At 35.1% G+C, this 17,483-nt stretch carries 14 protein-coding genes; 9 read left to right on the top strand and 5 right to left on the bottom strand.

Annotation, left to right across the window (positions count from 1 at the left end):
* Nucleotides 1–5: 5 nt before the first annotated feature.
* Complete coding sequence (gene metF, locus AAEU33_RS02450) at nt 6–965, top strand: methylenetetrahydrofolate reductase [NAD(P)H] (protein ID WP_273650577.1); 960 nt, start codon at nt 6–8, stop codon at nt 963–965.
* 52 nt (nt 966–1,017) lie between these two features.
* Here the strand turns inward: metF and AAEU33_RS02445 are convergent, their stop codons facing one another.
* Nucleotides 1,018–2,172, bottom strand: coding sequence for a hypothetical protein (locus AAEU33_RS02445; protein ID WP_345990837.1), 1,155 nt, complete (start codon nt 2,170–2,172; stop codon nt 1,018–1,020).
* Nucleotides 2,173–2,269: 97 nt separating this feature from the next.
* Between AAEU33_RS02445 and folE the strand changes: the two genes are divergently transcribed.
* From folE to AAEU33_RS02405, 8 genes are all read left to right on the top strand, one after another.
* Nucleotides 2,270–2,935 carry a GTP cyclohydrolase I FolE gene (gene folE, locus AAEU33_RS02440; RefSeq protein WP_172284379.1) on the top strand — a complete coding sequence of 222 codons (666 nt, stop codon included), beginning with the start codon at nt 2,270–2,272 and terminating at the stop codon, nt 2,933–2,935.
* 5 nt (nt 2,936–2,940) lie between these two features.
* Entirely contained in the window at nt 2,941–3,372 is a 432-nt protein-coding gene (locus tag AAEU33_RS02435; protein WP_172284377.1) for a DinB family protein, read from the top strand.
* A gap of 152 nt (nt 3,373–3,524) precedes the next feature.
* Nucleotides 3,525–4,991: a cysteine--tRNA ligase gene (cysS, locus tag AAEU33_RS02430; RefSeq protein WP_172284375.1), complete on the top strand. Its 1,467-nt coding sequence runs from the start codon at nt 3,525–3,527 to the stop codon at nt 4,989–4,991.
* Nucleotides 4,992–5,213: 222 nt separating this feature from the next.
* Nucleotides 5,214–6,401, top strand: a complete 1,188-nt coding sequence (locus tag AAEU33_RS02425) for a T9SS type A sorting domain-containing protein (RefSeq protein WP_345990836.1) — start codon at nt 5,214–5,216, stop codon at nt 6,399–6,401.
* Nucleotides 6,402–6,525: 124 nt separating this feature from the next.
* Nucleotides 6,526–9,180: a 4-alpha-glucanotransferase gene (locus AAEU33_RS02420; protein WP_345990835.1), complete on the top strand. Its 2,655-nt coding sequence runs from the start codon at nt 6,526–6,528 to the stop codon at nt 9,178–9,180.
* Between the two features lie 139 nt (nt 9,181–9,319).
* The gene (locus tag AAEU33_RS02415; protein ID WP_345990834.1) at nt 9,320–10,273 is read left to right on the top strand and encodes a hypothetical protein; all 954 of its coding nucleotides are present in this window, start codon (nt 9,320–9,322) and stop codon (nt 10,271–10,273) included.
* 184 nt (nt 10,274–10,457) lie between these two features.
* A complete protein-coding gene (locus AAEU33_RS02410) occupies nt 10,458–10,904 on the top strand; it encodes a hypothetical protein (protein WP_345990833.1) in 447 nt (148 codons plus the stop codon).
* Nucleotides 10,905–11,029: 125 nt separating this feature from the next.
* Nucleotides 11,030–11,539, top strand: a complete 510-nt coding sequence (locus AAEU33_RS02405; RefSeq protein WP_172284366.1) for a ferritin — start codon at nt 11,030–11,032, stop codon at nt 11,537–11,539.
* A gap of 76 nt (nt 11,540–11,615) precedes the next feature.
* Here AAEU33_RS02405 and AAEU33_RS02400 read toward each other — a convergent pair whose 3' ends face one another.
* From AAEU33_RS02400 to AAEU33_RS02385, 4 genes are read right to left on the bottom strand one after another with little or no spacing between them, the layout of a single operon-like run.
* On the bottom strand, nt 11,616–12,086 hold the full coding sequence (locus AAEU33_RS02400) for a hypothetical protein (protein WP_172284364.1): 471 nt from the start codon (nt 12,084–12,086) through the stop codon (nt 11,616–11,618).
* Between the two features lie 60 nt (nt 12,087–12,146).
* Entirely contained in the window at nt 12,147–12,794 is a 648-nt protein-coding gene (locus tag AAEU33_RS02395; RefSeq protein WP_345990832.1) for a hypothetical protein, read from the bottom strand.
* Between the two features lie 2 nt (nt 12,795–12,796).
* On the bottom strand, nt 12,797–13,414 hold the full coding sequence (locus AAEU33_RS02390; RefSeq protein ID WP_345990831.1) for a hypothetical protein: 618 nt from the start codon (nt 13,412–13,414) through the stop codon (nt 12,797–12,799).
* Nucleotides 13,415–13,419: 5 nt separating this feature from the next.
* The gene (locus AAEU33_RS02385) at nt 13,420–17,481 is read right to left on the bottom strand and encodes a PAAR-like protein (RefSeq protein WP_345990830.1); all 4,062 of its coding nucleotides are present in this window, start codon (nt 17,479–17,481) and stop codon (nt 13,420–13,422) included.
* Nucleotides 17,482–17,483 lie beyond the last annotated feature (2 nt).

The raw sequence follows: 17,483 nt of genomic DNA, 5'->3' as shown, positions 1-17,483 counted from the left end.
CAAGCATGAAGATTACTGAACATATAAAAAAAGCAAATGGAAAGACTTTATTCTCTTTAGAAGTGGTTCCGCCACAAAAGGGAATTGGTATTGAGGACCTTTACAGGAATATAGATCCTTTAATGGAATTCAAACCGCCTTTTATTGATGTTACAACTTCCAGGGAAGAATATATTTATCTTGATAAAGGAAATGGTCTGATGGAACGCAGAATTACAAGAATGCGCCCCGGAACCCTGGGGATATGTTCTGCTATTCAGCATAAATATAATGTAGATACCGTTCCCCATTTATTATGTGGAGGCTTTACAAAAGAAGAAACAGAGTACCTTTTGGTAGATTGTATGTATCTCGGGATTGAGAATATTATGGCACTGAGAGGAGATGCGATGAAAGGACATCAGTATTTTGAAGCAACGCCAGGCGGACATGAAAGTGCGATGGATCTTGTATATCAAATTAATGATCTCGGACGTGGAAAATACCTTCATAATGAAGATGAGGTTGGTGACGAACTGAATAAATTCTGCATTGGAGTTGCAGGATATCCTGAAAAGCATATTGAAGCCCCTTCAATGAACTATGACCTCAAATGGCTTAAACAAAAGGTAGATGCAGGTGCAGATTACATCGTCACGCAAATGTTTTTTGATAATAAAAAGTACATTGAGTTTGTTCACAAAGCAAGGGAAATGGGAATTACGGTTCCTATTATTCCGGGAATCAAACCTATTGCAACCAAAAAGCATTTAAAATTATTACCACAGGTATTTAAAATCGATTTGCCCGAAGAATTGATCAGTGAAGTTGAAAATGCCAGAAACAATGAAGCTGTAAAGCAAATTGGGGTAGAGTGGGCAATCAATCAGTGCCGGGAACTTCTGGATTTTGGAGTGCCTGTTTTACATTTTTATTCTATGGGTAAAAGTGATAACATAAAGAAAGTCGCAGGGGAATTATTTTAATGAAGGAGTATTAATGAAAGGAATCCCTGTTGTTCTGTCAACAGGGATTTTTTTATAAAATAGGATGTCTTTCAAAAGGTTTGTTCCTATCAAAAAGATACCGATAGGTAATTAACTTTCTGGTCACAGTAGTATCGAGAGTTTCTGCAATTTTTATCATTTTCGGATTAAAATCTCCGATCCATTGAAGCTCGGTTACTTTAAAATCTGTATGTTTTCTCAGATGCTGGGTTCCTTCCCAGATCATATATCCATCAATTCCTTTCTTTTGCCATTCAGGAATAACGCCGAAAACCAATCCGACCATTTTTTCATTTTTTTTGAATGTTTTGTACCAAAGGAACTTCAATTTTTCTATACATCCGAACTTTCCGTTGAGGTATCTGATCCATTGATTCACGTCCGGAATATTCATCCACATTGCAATCGGCTTTTCATTTTCATAAACGAACCATGAAATATGGTCATTGATAATAGGCTTCATAGTTTTGAACATTTTCAGCACCTTGCCTTCTTCCAGTCTTTTTCCTTCTCCATGCGCTGCCCAGGCACTATTATAAACCTCCGTGAAATCTTTTGCAAATTTTTCCAGATTATTTTTTTTCATAGGCTGTGCAGAGATGGACGGATTTCGGCGGTGCTTTTCATGCATTACCTTAAATACCCGTGAAACGTCCGCGAAGATAGGTCTTGAAAAGCAAAGCTGTTCAAAATATAACCTGAATCCATAATTTTCAAAGAGATCTTTGTAATAAGGAAAATTATAGTTCATGCCAAATAAGGGAGGTGAAAATCCATCTGAAAGGAGACCCCAGAATTTATCTCTTTCACCAAAATTAATAGGCCCATCCATTGCCTCCATACCTCTTTCGTGCAGCCAGTTTTTACAATAATCAAAAATAAAATTAGCTGTTTCCTGATCATTAATGCAGTCGAAAAAACCTAATCCTCCGGTTGGCTGATCCTGTTTGTAGAAAGTATTGATAAAAACAGCGACCTTTCCAACAGTCTGATTGTCTTTATTTTTAAACAAAAATCTTTGGCACTCACCAGTTTTTAAAAATTTATTCTTACTGGGATCGAAAACTTCTTCGATATCTTTGTCTAAAGGTCTGATGTAATTTTTATCGTGCTGATAAAGTACAGCTGGAAACTGCAGAAATTCTTTTTTTTGTTCTTGATCCTGTACTTCTTCAACAATAATCATAAATTTTATAAAAATAGAGGGTGAAAGATAATGTTTTTGGTTTCAATTGAAATCAATGAATCGATTTTATCCGTATTTTTGTTGCAAATTATAAAAAATGGTTGATTTTACTGATAACGACGATGATATTTTCACTGGAAAAGAACATACGCCTATAAGGGAAGATGCTTTTGATAAATCGCCACAGGAAAAGATAGAAAAGATTACCCAGCTTTTTGGGGAAATTATGGAAACTTTGGGAATGGATATGACGGATGACTCCTTAAAAGATTCTCCCAAACGTGTTGCAAAAATGTACGTGAATGAAATTTTTGGTGGACTACTTCCGGAAAACAAGCCGGGAATTTCTACTTTTTCCAATAAATATAAGTACCGTCAGATGTTGGTGGAAAAAGATATTACAGTATATTCGTTCTGTGAGCATCATTTTTTACCAATCATTGGAAAGGCACATGTTGCCTATATTTCAAATGGTGAGGTAATTGGTCTTTCAAAAATTAACAGGATTGTAGACTATTATGCAAAGAGACCTCAGGTTCAGGAAAGACTTACAATGCAAATTGTAAATGCCCTTAAAGAAGCTTTGGGAACAAAAGATGTAGCGTGTATTATTGATGCGAAACATCTTTGTGTGAACTGCAGAGGAATTAAAGATACGGCAAGTTCTACGATTACGGCAGAATTAAGTGGGATATTCAGGACTAATCCTATTACCAGACAGGAATTCCTGCACTATGTAGGAAGTCATACGACTTTGGATTAATCGAAATGGATTATCAGATTTTAAAAGATACCGTGGAGGCGGAGGTGAAAAGATTTGGAATGATTTCTGAAGAAGAATGGAGTTACAAATTTTCTGCTGAGAAGTGGTCCAAAAAAGAAATTTTAGGTCATCTTTGTGATAGTGCACTAACCAATATCAGGAGATTTGTGGTTACCCAATACAAGGAAAATGAAAATATAGTGTACGATCAGAATTTTTGGGTGAAAGCTCAGAATTATCAAAATATTCCGATAGCTGACGTGATCAATCTTTGGAAATATCTCAATCTTCAGATCGTGAATGTTGTTGAAAATATGCCGGATGAGGTTTTGCATAAAAATTGTGATACTTCAAAGACAGAGCAGAGAGTGTATACGCTGGAGTATCTGATTCAGGATTATATGGATCATTTGCAGCACCATTTAAAAACAATTTAATAATGATAAAATTTAAAAAAGTTTCAGATAAAATTTTTGTAACCACAATCATTTGTTGTTGCCAGAAATGCTGCTGTTAAAAGGTCATAATCTTTTAATACTAAAACTTTAAACTAAATTATAAATCATTAAATCTTTTAATTTTAAAATCAATGCAATTAAAAATATATAATTCGCTAACTGCTGAAAAAGAAATTTTCAAACCTATTTTAGAAGGAAACATTGGGATGTATGTTTGTGGCCCGACGGTTTATAGCAATGTACACTTAGGAAATGTAAGAACGTTCCTTTCCTTCGATTTTATTTACCGTACTTTAATGCACTTAGGGTACAAAGTAAGATATGTTAGAAATATTACAGACGCGGGACACCTTACTGATGATGGGAATGTAGATAATGACCGGTTTGTAAAGCAAACCCGTCTTGAAAAATTAGAGCCTATGGAGATCGTACAGAAATATACTGTGGATTTTCATAAAGTTTTAGATATGTTCAATCTTTTGCCTCCTAATATTGAGCCTACGGCGACCGGGCATATTGTAGAGCAGATTGAGCTGACTCAAAAGTTAATTGAAAGAGGTTTTGCATATGAAAGTAATGGTTCTGTTTATTTCGATGTTCTGGAGTATAATAAAAGAGGATTGAATTACGGGGAACTTTCAAAACGTAATATAGAAGAACTGTTTGCTAATACCCGTGATCTGGACGGGCAAGGGGAAAAGAAAAACCCACAGGATTTTGCACTTTGGAAAAAAGCGTCGCCTGCTCATATCATGAGATGGAATTCTCCTTGGGGAGAAGGCTTTCCGGGATGGCACCTGGAATGTACTGCAATGAGTACTAAATACCTCGGTGAGAAATTTGATATTCACGGTGGTGGAATGGATCTTAAGTTCCCACATCATGAATGTGAAATTGCACAAGGTAAAGCCTGCAATGATGTAGCTCCGGTTAATTACTGGATGCATGCCAATATGTTAACTATGAACAGCCAGCGGATGAGTAAATCAACAGGAAACTATATCCTGCCGATGCAGCTGGTTTCCGGTGAAAATGATTTCTTTGAAAAGCCTTTCCACCCGTCAATCGTACGATTTTGCTTCCTTCAGGCTCATTACAGAAGTGTCCTGGACATTTCTAATGATGCTATGATTGCCAGTGAGAAAGGGTTTATCAGGCTGATGGAAGCCGTAAAAGTGCTGAATTCTGTTGTGCCGGATGATAGTAAAGAATCAGGTTTCAATCTTAAAGAGTGGAAGGAGAAGGCCTATGACGCGCTGACAGATGATTTTAACTCACCAATACTGATCGCGCATTTGTTTGAAGCGGTGAAATTTATTTTTGCTTTGAATGATGGGAAAGAAACCATTTCTACAGAGGATCTTGCTGATTTAAAATCTACTTTACATGCTTTTATTTTTGATGTTCTGGGTTTACAGCCTATTGAAGAAAATAATAATGAAAAGCTTGATCAGACCTTACAGGTTCTGATTGAATTAAGAAATCAAGCCAGAAAATCTAAAAACTTTGAGCTTTCAGACCAGATCAGGGATAAGTTACTTGCTGAAGGAATAGAGCTAAAAGATGGAAGAGACGGAACTACTTATGTTTTGAATTAAAAGTAGATCTTTTTACATATTACCTCCCACAGGTTTTACGGATTACGCAGCTTTCAAATAGAATGTCTGTTCAAATCAGTAGAATCTGTGGGATTTTTTTATTTGAATAAATATTAGATTTAATATTATATTTAATGAATATGCTAATTAAAGCTATTGATGTATTATTAAATTTTTAATAATTGTATTTTTTGTTATTTAATCTAGAAAATATGTAACTTAGTGATAATAAATCCTATTAATTATGAAAAAATATTTATTCCTGTAATCTTACTGTTATTAGGAGTGAAAGCTTCCGGGCAGCAAGATTTCTTCGCGCTTACCGGAAAAGATACTCCGAGCATTATTTTTAATGATTTCCGGGCCCTGGATGTTATCAATGGAACTTCCGGTGAAACTGTGTTGACAGCAGATTCTATGGCAAAAGTATTTTCACAGTCGAGAAACGGATCTGTTACTGAGGATAAAAACTCTTATAACAATGCCCAGTCTGCAACAATGGCTGCTTTAGCTTATGATCCGTCGGGAAATAATCTGATATACATGCCGATGTTTTCTTCTAATGTGTATGTTTTAAACAATAAAACCAAAGAAATTACTTTGGTAGAAAACAACGTAACAAGAGTAACTGCGTGTGATATTAATTCCCATATAACGAGAATGGCGACAGGATACGATGGAAATGTTTATGCTATTAATAATGCAGGAACCCAATTCTTACAAATTACCAGAACAGGTAATCAATATTCGGTTCATGACCTGGGAATTATTAAAGATGATATATCCAACGGAAAGAATTCTTTTACAACTATTGAAACAGGTTTTGGTGGAGATATGATTGCTGATGCAGACGGTAATTTCTATGTTTTTTCGACATCAGGAAATGTCTTTAAGATTCTGAAAAAAGAACTTAAGGCAAGGTTTATAGGGAAGATCACCGGCCTACCTGAAAATTATTCAGTGAATGGCTCTGCTGTTAATTCAAAAGGAAAGGTGGTGATTGCAAGTGCAAAGGGAGCCCTATTGTATGAGGTGGATATGAAGACGTTAACCGCGGATAAAATCCCCGGAGATCTGAATATACATATTTATGACCTGGCAAGTAAGTATTTTGTAAACGATAAATCCGTAAGCTCAAATGTTTTAACCCGCGTAGATATTTATCCTACAAAGGTTAACGAGCATTTTATTACAATAGATATAAATGATCAAAAGATCAAAGAAAATATTATACTTAATGTGTTTGATATGTCTGGTAAAAATGTGATGAAACAAAATATATCTGCTAAAGGAGGAACCTTAAACCAAAAAATATTCCTGGACAATTTAGTGGATGGAGCATATATTGTAAATCTTACAGAAGACTCAGGTAAAATATTATTAAATAAGAAGATTATTGTCACTAAATAATATCCTGAATTTTTATGATTTTAAAACCTTTTCAAAGTGACTGAAAAGGTTTTTTTAATGAATATTTGATCTTGAATAAGTTTTGTTTTTCGAGATTATAGTGTATTTTTATAAAAAAATAGAGATGAAATTATACTTTAATGTAGGATACAGCGCGCAAATTGGAGAAGGATTACAGTTGGTGATCAAAGAAGAAGGAGCTGCATCTAAAGTTCATAAAATGTTCTACACAGAAAACGGTTTATGGAAATGTGAGGTAGATTATTTCTCAAAATCTATTTCTTATAAATATCAACATATCAATGAAAGGGGGAATGTCCTGAGGGAAGAGTTTGTATCTCATCATTTGAATTTTCCCCATAATTATAAAGAATTTTTAATCTTTGATGAGTGGAATAATAAGAACTTTCCTGAAAACTATCTCAACAATAAAATTCTTTATAATAAACTTAATCAGTTTGTTCCGGAGAAAATTACGGTTCTCAAGAAGCATACTCATTTATTCAGGATTGAAGCTCCTATTTATAACCCGGACTGGCAGGTCGTTCTTTTTGGGAACACTGAATCTTTAGGTAGCTGGGATTATGAAAGGGTAATTCATTTATCACAAACTGACTTTGGAGTTTGGGAAGCAACAGTGGAAATTCCTGAAAATGAATTTATACAGTATAAATATTGTATTTACGATAAAAGTTTACAGAAAGTTGTCGACGTAGAAACTGGTGAGAATAGATTTACGGTTCCTAATCTTCAGCCTGATGTTTTACAGGTCCTTGCCAACCATTATTTTAAATTTAAAGCTTATCAGATGTACCATGATGCAGGAGTTGCAGTTCCTGTATTCTCTTTAAGGAGTGAAGATGGGTTTGGTGTAGGAGAATTTGCTGATATGAAAAAGTTAGCCGAATGGGCACAAAAGACTGATCTTGGTATTATTCAGATTCTTCCTATTAATGATACTACAGCTAATTATTCCTGGACGGATTCCTATCCTTATGCCGCTGTTTCTGTTTATGCTTTACACCCACAATATATTTCACTGGAAAATCTTGATTATGCTTTACCTGATGATTTAGTTGAAGAATATCAGTCAGAAAAAAAAGAATTGAATGCTTTAGAATTGATTGATTATGAAAAAGTAATTGCCGGCAAATGGAAATTTCTGAAAGCTGTTTTTAGCTTGCAGAAGACAAAGATTTATAAAGACAGAAATTTCAAAAAGTTTATAAAAGATAATGAAAGCTGGCTGATTCCTTATTGTGCGTTTTGTGTATTGAGGGATAAATATAAAACGCCAAACTTTAATAACTGGAAAACACACAAAAAATATATTGCCGGAAAAATTGCTCCATTTTTTTCTGCAAAAAGTAAAGATTATGATGATTCGATGCTTCATGCCTGGGTTCAGTATCAGCTTCATAAGCAACTGAAGGAAACTATAGATCATATTCATAGTTTGGGTGTTTCGGTAAAAGGAGATCTGCCCATTGGTATTTACAGGTATTCTGTAGAAGCCTGGGCTGAACCTGAACTGTTTGGAATGGATTTCCAGGCTGGGGCACCACCTGACCAGTTTACTGAACTGGGACAAAACTGGGAATTTCCAACCTATAACTGGGAAGCCATGAAGAAAGATGATTATCGATGGTGGAAGAACAGGTTTAAAGCTTTGGAGCAGTATTTCGATGCCATGAGAATAGATCATATTTTAGGCTTTTTCAGAATATGGAGAATGCCCGTATCCGCCACTCAGGGTATACTCGGATATTTTTATCCAGCTGTTCCTATAGTAGCTGAGGAATTTAAAGCTCTGAACATTCCTTTTAATTTTGAGCGGTATTGTAAGCCTTTTATTAATGACCATATTTTATGGAAGTATTTTGCAGACGAGAGTAGTAAGGTTCTGGAGTTTGTAAATAAGAATGCCGATGGAACTTACTCATTTAAAAAAGAGTTTGATACACAAAGGAAATTATCGGACTATTTCAAAAAAAATAAGGAGAATTCCTTTTTGGAAGAAAGGCTTCTTTCTCTTTGCGCAAATGTTTTGTTTGTGACAGAAGAGAGAAATGGGAAAACTGTGTATCATCCAAGATTCAATGTATACAATACGGATTCTTATTTTTATTTGTCTGATTGGGAGAAGAATTCGATCTATAATTTGTATCACGACTATTTTTTCAGAAGGCAAGACCAGCTTTGGTACGAAAAGGCCATGGAAAAATTACCTATGATACTTAACGCAACAAAAATGTTGATCTGTGGGGAAGATTTAGGAATGGTTCCGGCTTGTGTGCCTGTAGTGATGGATGAGCTCGGTATCATAGCTCTAAAAGTCCAGCGTATGCCTTCGGATGATATTCCATTTTATAATCCCAAAATTGTAAATTATATGAATGTTGTTACGGCATCATCACATGATAGCTCAACTTTACGGCAATGGTGGAAGGAGGATCCGGATTTAACTCAAAAATATTTTAATAATCAGCTTATACAATATGGAAAAGCTCCAAAAGATCTTAACGCTTATTTGGCGGAAATCATTATGAAGCAGCATTTGTACAATGATGCTATGCTGGCGGTTTTTCCTCTTCAGGAATATTTAGCGACTGATGAAGAGCTTGTAAACCCTGAAATGGATAATGAAAGAATTAATGATCCTGCTGTTTTTCCTCATTACTGGCGTTACCGCATGCATTTGAACCTAGAAAGCTTAATGGACAAAACTGCATTTAATGAAAAAATCAGTCACTGGGTAAAAGATAGTGGTCGGAAGTAAGATTTAACAATTGATTATCAATTAATTAATGATATTTTAAAAGAAGTTGAATGAAAAGATTTAACTTCTTTTTTTTATTCGTATCAAAGAGATAGAATAGAGATATTCTACTATATATTAACCAATTAACGCTATTGAGATGAAAAATATACTTTTAGGATTTGCACTGGGTTTGGCGACTTTGTCGTTCGGCCAGCAGTATCCACATAATGGATGGGATGATGATGGGTATGATAATAATAACGGATACTACAGCAACCAGGACGATCAGAATTATTTCCCTGACGATTACTATTACAACTATCCTCAGGACTATTATCCTAATGATTATTACCAAAGCTACTACAATGATTACAGGAACAGTATCATCAATGTAAACTGGAATGTATTCTTTGCTCAAAACAGATTAAACCGGTGGCAGATTGATCAGATCTTATATCTGAATAATCTTTACTCCAGTTTTTCAAGCTGGAATAACTTCTACAGGTACAATCCGGACAGATGGTATTATGATAGATTTTATGCAATGCAAAGAATTTTAGGACCAAGGGTTTTCGTTGTTTTCCAAAACAATTACTATCACGGCTCAAGTCCTATTGTTTACTTTCAAAACTACAGAAGAAGCTATTATGTTCCAAGATATGCGGTGATGCCACGTTACAGAAATATAAACATCAATGTTTATAGAGTAGATAGGGCAAGATTCCGAAGAATGGATAATCCTACTCTTAAAGTTGTTTCCACTAGAAACTATTCTGGCTTTAGAGATAATGACAACAGAAATCAGGGAAACAATGGATTCAGAAGTCAGGGAGGTTTCAGGAATCAGGATAACAACGTTAGAAATAACAGCGGATTCAGAAGTGATAATAATATAAACAGAGAAAGATCCGGAAACAGTGGATTCCGTACAAACCGAAATCAGGATGCCGTAAGGGACAATGGACCGAGAAGAGAAAACAATAATGGTTTCAGGAACGGAGGAGGAGAAGGATTCAGACAACAAAGAACTGAAAACTCCGGTTTTAGAAAGCAAAATAATGGAAACGACAACAGAGGTTCCGGATTCAGACAAAAACTGGCAAATAATTAATTTTCATATATTATATTTAAGTGGTGTGAAGGGCAGGTTTTTATAATCTGTCCTTTTTTAATGTTATGTTTTTATTTTGTGATTTTTATACTTTAAATTAACATTTTTTATGAATATTTTCATTTAACTTCTGTTTTGTTTGAGTATCAAAAAGATGTATAACAATTAATTAAAGATATAAAAAATGAAAAAATTAATTTTAGCAATAGCTTTTATCGGAATGGGAAGCTTTGCAATGGCTCAACAAACAACTCCTCAGGATCAGCAGGCAAGAAAGGCTGAAATGCAGCAAAAAATGCAACAAAGAGAACAGGAGCGCCTGGATCAGATGCAGAAAGATCTTAATCTAAACCAGAATCAGGTTGCTCAGATTAAAGACCTTCAGGCTAAGAGAAAAGCGGAAATGATGGCTGATTTCGAAAAGAATAAAGGAGAGAGACAAGCGAAGATGGAGGAAATGAAAGCCAAAAGAGCACAAATGGATGCGGATATGAAAAAGATATTAACTCCAGAGCAGTATGATAAATGGCAGGCTGATAGAAAAGCTAAAATGGAAAAAAGAAAGGCAGAAATGAAAGACAGAAAAATGATGGTTAAGCCGATGCCTGCAGGTACTGCGAATGCAAATTGATAGTTTATAATTGTGTTTTTTTAATGTGTTGAGGACGGAAGTAATTTCGTCCTTTTTACATTAATTTTCATTAATTTTTTTGAAATCGGGCTTTAATTCCGTAATTTTGAATATAATCTTTTATTATGGTAAGCGAAAAAATTGCAAAATTAATCAACGAACAAATAGCCCACGAACAATATGCCGCACAATATTACCTTTCAATGTCTGCTTGGTTTTCAAGTAAGGATCTTGACGGGATTGCCAATTATTTCAGGGTTCAGAGTAAGGAAGAATTAATGCATGCAGATAAGATGTTTGATTATTTAAATGATGTAGGAGGAGAAATCATTATCGGAGAAATTCCAAAACCACCTCATGAGTTTGATAATGCAACAGATATTTTTGAAAAAGCACTTGAACACGAAAAAATAGTAACTAAAAGTATTTTCAATATTGTAAAGAATGCAAATGATGAGGGGGATTTTGCAACAACTTCTTTTTTACAGTGGTTTATTAATGAGCAGGTAGAGGAAGAGGCAAGCGCATCTCAATTGGTTACTAAAATCAAAATGGTTTGTGATAATCCTTCGGCATTATATCTTTTTGATCAGGAATTAGCTCAAAGAGTTTTTGTTCCTGCTGCAGATGCATAAGACTTAATAGCTTTAAATATAAAAGAGTGAACCTTATCCAAGTTCACTCTTTTTTATTTTTTACAATATGATGTTTCTATTTTGATACTTTTAAAAAGATTTGTTGATGGTCTTGATTAATATCGATGGTTGGAAATTTTTTATCATAATCAATAACGATATCTCCTTTATCTTCAACTCCGTTTCCATCGGAATCCCAATTAATCGTAACGTAATACTTTACCGGATCTCCTTTCTTTACTTCCGGTTTAATTAGACTTTCGGGGTTGTTAGGTACAGGAAGTTCAATGGTAAAAGGAATTTTTTCCTGTGAATATTCTTTCTCTGCGATCAAGGTTGCCGGTACATCAGCCATATTAGCAGGTACCCCATATAAATTAACTTTAAGTTTTGCATTTTTGGGAATTACATTGTCTGTACCTGTAAACTCGATTTTTACATTTTTTCCCTGAGAAGCTTTATCTGTTGCTATTGCTTCTTTTTTGGGAGCATTGCAGCTTACCAGCAATAGGGCTCCCAGACTCATTAAGGTTATAAATTGTTTCATCTTAAATTTGTTTTAGAAACTAAATTTATGAAAAAAAACCACAAGTAGGGATATATTTTATTAACGTTTCATATCCTGCTCTTTTGAAGACAGAATATTCCACTTGTTTTCCTTTAGCTGAAAAATGGTAGTATTTATTTTACAGCAACCTAATGGCGCAATGGTTGTCAAAGTTTTATTGTTACTATCTATAATTTTTGGAAAGGCTCCTTCGTTTAAAGGAAATTCTTTATTCATTTTAAATGTGCCATCATTTTTATCCTGGAAATAGTAAGAGTATACAGGTCCACCATTGCCTCCGGAATCATACAGAATGGCAAAATCTTCAAGCTGATCAAAGTTAAAATCAGCAATGATAAAATCATGATAGTTTTCGATTCCTTCTTTTATTTTTTCTCCGGATAAGAAATAATTAATTCTGTTTAAACTCAAAGAATCTTCAACGGCAGGCCACGTCCCTGGTGTATACATGATTTCCTGGAAACCCTTATTATTTTTAAAGATGTTAATTTTTAATTGAACAGGCCTGTTTTCGTCATCTTTAGCAGCAACACTAACCTTAAAATCAAAATTTTCATTTTTAGATGTTTTGACTTCTTTTTTTTCTGTTGTAGGGTTTCCTGAGCCGTGCCCTTTTTCAGGGGAAGGCTTACTGCAATTTATAAAAAAAATGGAAGTTAATATAATACTTAATAGGGTTGTTTTCATTCTTACATTAAAAGGTTTAAGTATATTTTTAATTGATCATTACTGCGCCATTCGATCCAAAATATTTGGTTATTTCTGGTTATGTTTTTAACCTGTAACCAGGTGCCCTGGATTTTCAGTACTTCGATTTCATCATCAGATTTCCAGTTTTTTATATCTAGTATTTTGCCATTAATTGCTTCACGCGGAGGATTTTTTTTAGGATCTTTCGTTTCAATACTAGTTATCTGATCCTCCAAAAAATCCTTCCAGCTATAAAATAAATAGTTTTCTGAAGGTTTTATATAGGCATAATTATTTTTGGATGTTACCACCTTGTAAAACTTATCATTTTTTTCTACACAGCTGAAGAAAAGAATACCATAATCTGCCTTATTAAGAAGAGGAATAATATCTTTTCCTGGTTGTGCTTTTTTTATTTTAATATGAGATAAGGATTTATCAGTATACAGAACAATATCCTTATCCGTTTTTACTAATTGTACCAGACCTATCCCAATAGTTTGTATTACATCATCATTCTGATAATTTAGTGCTCTTTTCTCCTGGCTTTTAAAATTATTAAAAAATAATAAAACAAACGCTATGAGTGTATAAAGGGAAAAATTTGTTTTCATCATATTTGTTATCTTAATCCTAAATGGAAATGATCCTGGTGAACTGAAGTCGCCTTACCGGTAGTATGCTTGATATCTTTTTTATAAGCATAGTTTTTATTAAAGCCCCATTTGGTTCCCACCAGGAGTATATTTTCCAAAACTTCAATAAATTTCTCTTCTGTTTTATAGGCTTCTTTTGCATCACTCCATAAAGTTTGGCCACCGTTTGAACTACCCGGATATCTTATGTCGATGTCATTTCCTGCTTCATTATGTCCGGAGTGCCCTATATTTCGTCCATCATTTGCAGATATATCATTGAAATACAAGGTTTCAGAAAAATTATTTTTAGGTAATGAATAAAAGAATCCTAATAATGCTGCACATACATCTTCCGCAACCCAGTTATCACCTCCTCTGTCTCTCGTTCCGAATCTACCCCAATTAGGTCCTGTCTCTGGAAAAGGTAATAGGTTATGCTCATTTTTCTCCAGTGTAATTGTTTTCACCAATTGGTTATTGTCATAGATATCATATTGGTATTTTTTAGATGTATCGCATTTCATAACCTTAGGGCAAGTGTATTTATCTACATCAATTTTGTATTTATTAATATCTCCTGCCACTGCTTTAACTTCGTCACAACACTTCTCGCCAAATTCTTTGAGAAATCCTTTTTTAAGATGTAAATGATTGGTTGGCCCTTTTAATTCTTCCTGATAGAATTGCTCATATTTTTTCAAAACATGATCAAGTGCTTCTTCTCTTTGACCATATCCTGCTCCCGGTAAACTTGCCCACTCAGTTCTACACTTACTGATGGCTCCTTTGATATCGTCTTTCTTAATTAAATCTAATGCTTTTTTCTTTTCTTTAATCAGGTATACACAATATTTATCCTGGCTTTCAGGTGAAAAATCTGTTATACCATGATTGGTTCTCCATGTTGCAAAACCGTTATCCTGCCAATTCTTTTTTGTAATCTGGTAGGCTCCGGCGGCTGAAGAATAGTCATTTATTTGATCTATCCAGACCATTACTTTAGGGTGGTCACTGAAATCTTTTCCATGATCTTTTAATGTACTTCCTCCTACAATTCTTGAATAACCTCCTTCATCCTGTGTACCTTCACCCACCCTTAGCATTCTTATGAATGCTCTTACTTTTGCTTCACATTCACATACTCCGTCTTCATTTTTTCCTGTTGATAAGGATTCTCTTCCAACTTTTACCGCAGCTTTGTTTTCTACCATATTAGGAAGGCTGGCAGTTGCATATAAGATAGCCATATCGGAATGATCAAGATACACTGCCCTTTCCTTGGCTTCTTTTCCTTCTCCTTCTGTTACCTTAATAATGGCGGAAATTTTAAAATAATTTTTAGGCTTTCCTAATTTCGCAGGATCAACTTTTAATATAAGCTCACCTTTTTTATTGATTTTGCCTGTTTGTGTATTGAAAAAAGTCTCTTTAGAAAATTTTTCTTTTACGTCTTTCCAGTCTTTCCATTGTCTAGGACTCCATGCTATTCCGAAATATATGTCTGATTTTGTAATAAAATGCACCTCAACATTTTTGTCTACCATATTGATGGCGTAAATTTTAAAATAGAGCGGAGTGGTGATGGGGGAGTTGTATCTTTTCTCAGTGTCTGATGCATCACAAAAATAAGCATCCACGATTTTGGGAACATCAGAAACTATAAGAGAAGAGGCGAGTGCCTTATCTGCATTCTGAATGATGAGCGAAGGGTTTGTGGATTTCATTTTAAAGAACAATTCTCCTTTTTTAGTTACTCCCTTGCTTTCTATTTTATGTTTTATAGAGTCATCTAACGTGAAAGGCCAGTAAACCGCTGTAGCAGTTTCATTTAAAGTTCCTGTCTTCTCAAAAATAATATTACTTCCCGTGCTGTCATTATCGTATACTTCCAGTTTTACTTCCTCACCTTGTAATCCCTCATATCTTACATAAGCAGATATATCCTGGCCATAGCCGGCCTCTTTTATAATATTCCCGCTGCTTCCGTCATTATCCATCCATTTTGCAGTATCCGCAATTACTTTGGGCTGAATAACATCCAAAGATAAAGGCTTTTCACAATTTCTACCTCCCATACTGCAATTGATAGTATATTTTCCGGGAACTAAAAACTTATATGAAAATTTTTCACCTGTGCCTCCTGCCGTAACCGGACCTGTGATCTTCCAGATAATAGGTCCGTCTTTTGAAACATCGTAGTCTTTAATAAGCATTTTGCTTATTTCAAATAAAATATTGACTCCAACTTTTGGTTTTTTATCATATTTTATTTCGGTGACCACATTATTTTTTACTTCGAAACGCCAGTCGTCATCTTCGTCTTTTGCTCGTTTTCCCGTAGCGTTGGCAACTTTGCTATAGGCTTCCACAACATATTTTCCAGGCGCCATAAGCAGATTGCCAGGTATTGTAATGCTTTTACCTGTACCCTGTAATATTCCGTTTAAATTCCACTTGATCTCCGAAGACTCATCTGAAGTAAGGTCATAAAGAGGATTGTTTCCGAAGTTATATTTCATTTTCGAAACACTGAATGACATGGCGGTTCCCGGTCTTACTACTTCGGCACCATGGCTTATTCCGATTACAGCATTACCCTCAGTTTCTCCGGACATTTGTTTTTCTATAACGTTTCCTGTATCATTTATATACCGGGCTATAATAGTATATTTTGCCTGGGTATTTTGAGGAGTAAACGTCAATGTATCTCCATCTTGAACAGCATCCGTAACAACATTTCCGCTTCCATCAAGTAAAGATAATGTAAGTCTTGATTTTTCTTCTTCAGTGAGATCAGGAATAAAAAATTTAGCTTTAAAGACAGAAGGAACACCGCGTCTGAATTTTCTGTTTTTAGAAGGATCAATCCTTGTCGAAAAATCTCCTGATGTACACTCTATATCGAGCAGGGTGTTTTCTACCACTTCAATATCGATTGAGCATGAAGGGTCACATTTGTCATATTTTCCTTTTTCAAAATCAGGACTTTTAGGCTTCCCATATCCTTCTACTCTGAATTTGCCTGTTTCCGCAAAGCTCTGTGAAAACTCAGTTCCGATTTGTTCTTTGAGAAAAATCCTGTCTTCTTTTTTACCCTGATGATTCTTGTAAATCATCCAGGAGGTAAGCTGCTTGTTTCCGCTCTTCAGGTTGGCTTTGAAATCAGTTTCTTCATTTTTTCGAAGATAAATGATATCTTTTTTACCTTTTGAATCGATTTCTTTAAAATCTTTTCTGTTTTCTATTTTTGTAAGCGTTATAGAAGTAACTACAGGATATTCCTCTTTTTTCTTAGGCTGTGCTACTGCAGGATTTACCATGGCAAGCTCTAAGGGATTGGTATTATCTGCATGTGCGTTACTTACAGAGTCGGTCTGTCCATGTTTGTCTATGGTTATTTTGCCCCCAACCATACATTGCAATTCGGATATTTCTGTAAGAGTATTTTTGCCCATTACCTGTGTGCTTTCATAGGTTTTGCTCCATTTAGGTGCTGGAGCCAAAGCGCAAGGCAGGTTGCCTCCGGCAGAGGGCTTAAGGGTACATTTTCCGAAGGTTGCTACCGGTGGATTGAAGGTTTTGTCCTCTTCCGTAGCAGCCAGCTTACTGCTATCGTCATTAAGAACAATTATTTTATGAGTGGTTACTTGAAGGTCAGCGGTTTGTTTTGGATTTTCAGCTTTATCACAAACACATTTTGCATTATGTACGACAAAGTATTTTCCATCGTGATCACTTTTAGCAGCATTCTCTTCTTTTTTCTGCTTTTCTTCCTTCTTTTTTTCCTCTCCTTGTTTTTGTTCGGCATTTTTTTGTTCTTCAGCAGGGTCGGGTGGAGGAGTTTCTCCGTTCATCTCATATATTTCCTCTTTTGACGGAGTCAGGAGATTAAACCCCGGATAGGGAACATTCGGAACCTTTGGGTCAGCGCCTGCATTTTGATCATGGTATTGTTTGAGCTTAGTCCAGTCTTTGATACCCAATTTTTTGGCTATATCCTGTAACGTCTCACCGCTCTGTACCTTATATGGGATGGAAGCTGCCATAT

Source organism: Chryseobacterium sp. Chry.R1 (assembly GCF_039645525.1).
Lineage (GTDB): Bacteria > Bacteroidota > Bacteroidia > Flavobacteriales > Weeksellaceae > Chryseobacterium > Chryseobacterium proteolyticum.
This window is presented reverse-complemented; position numbering and strand designations above follow the sequence as displayed.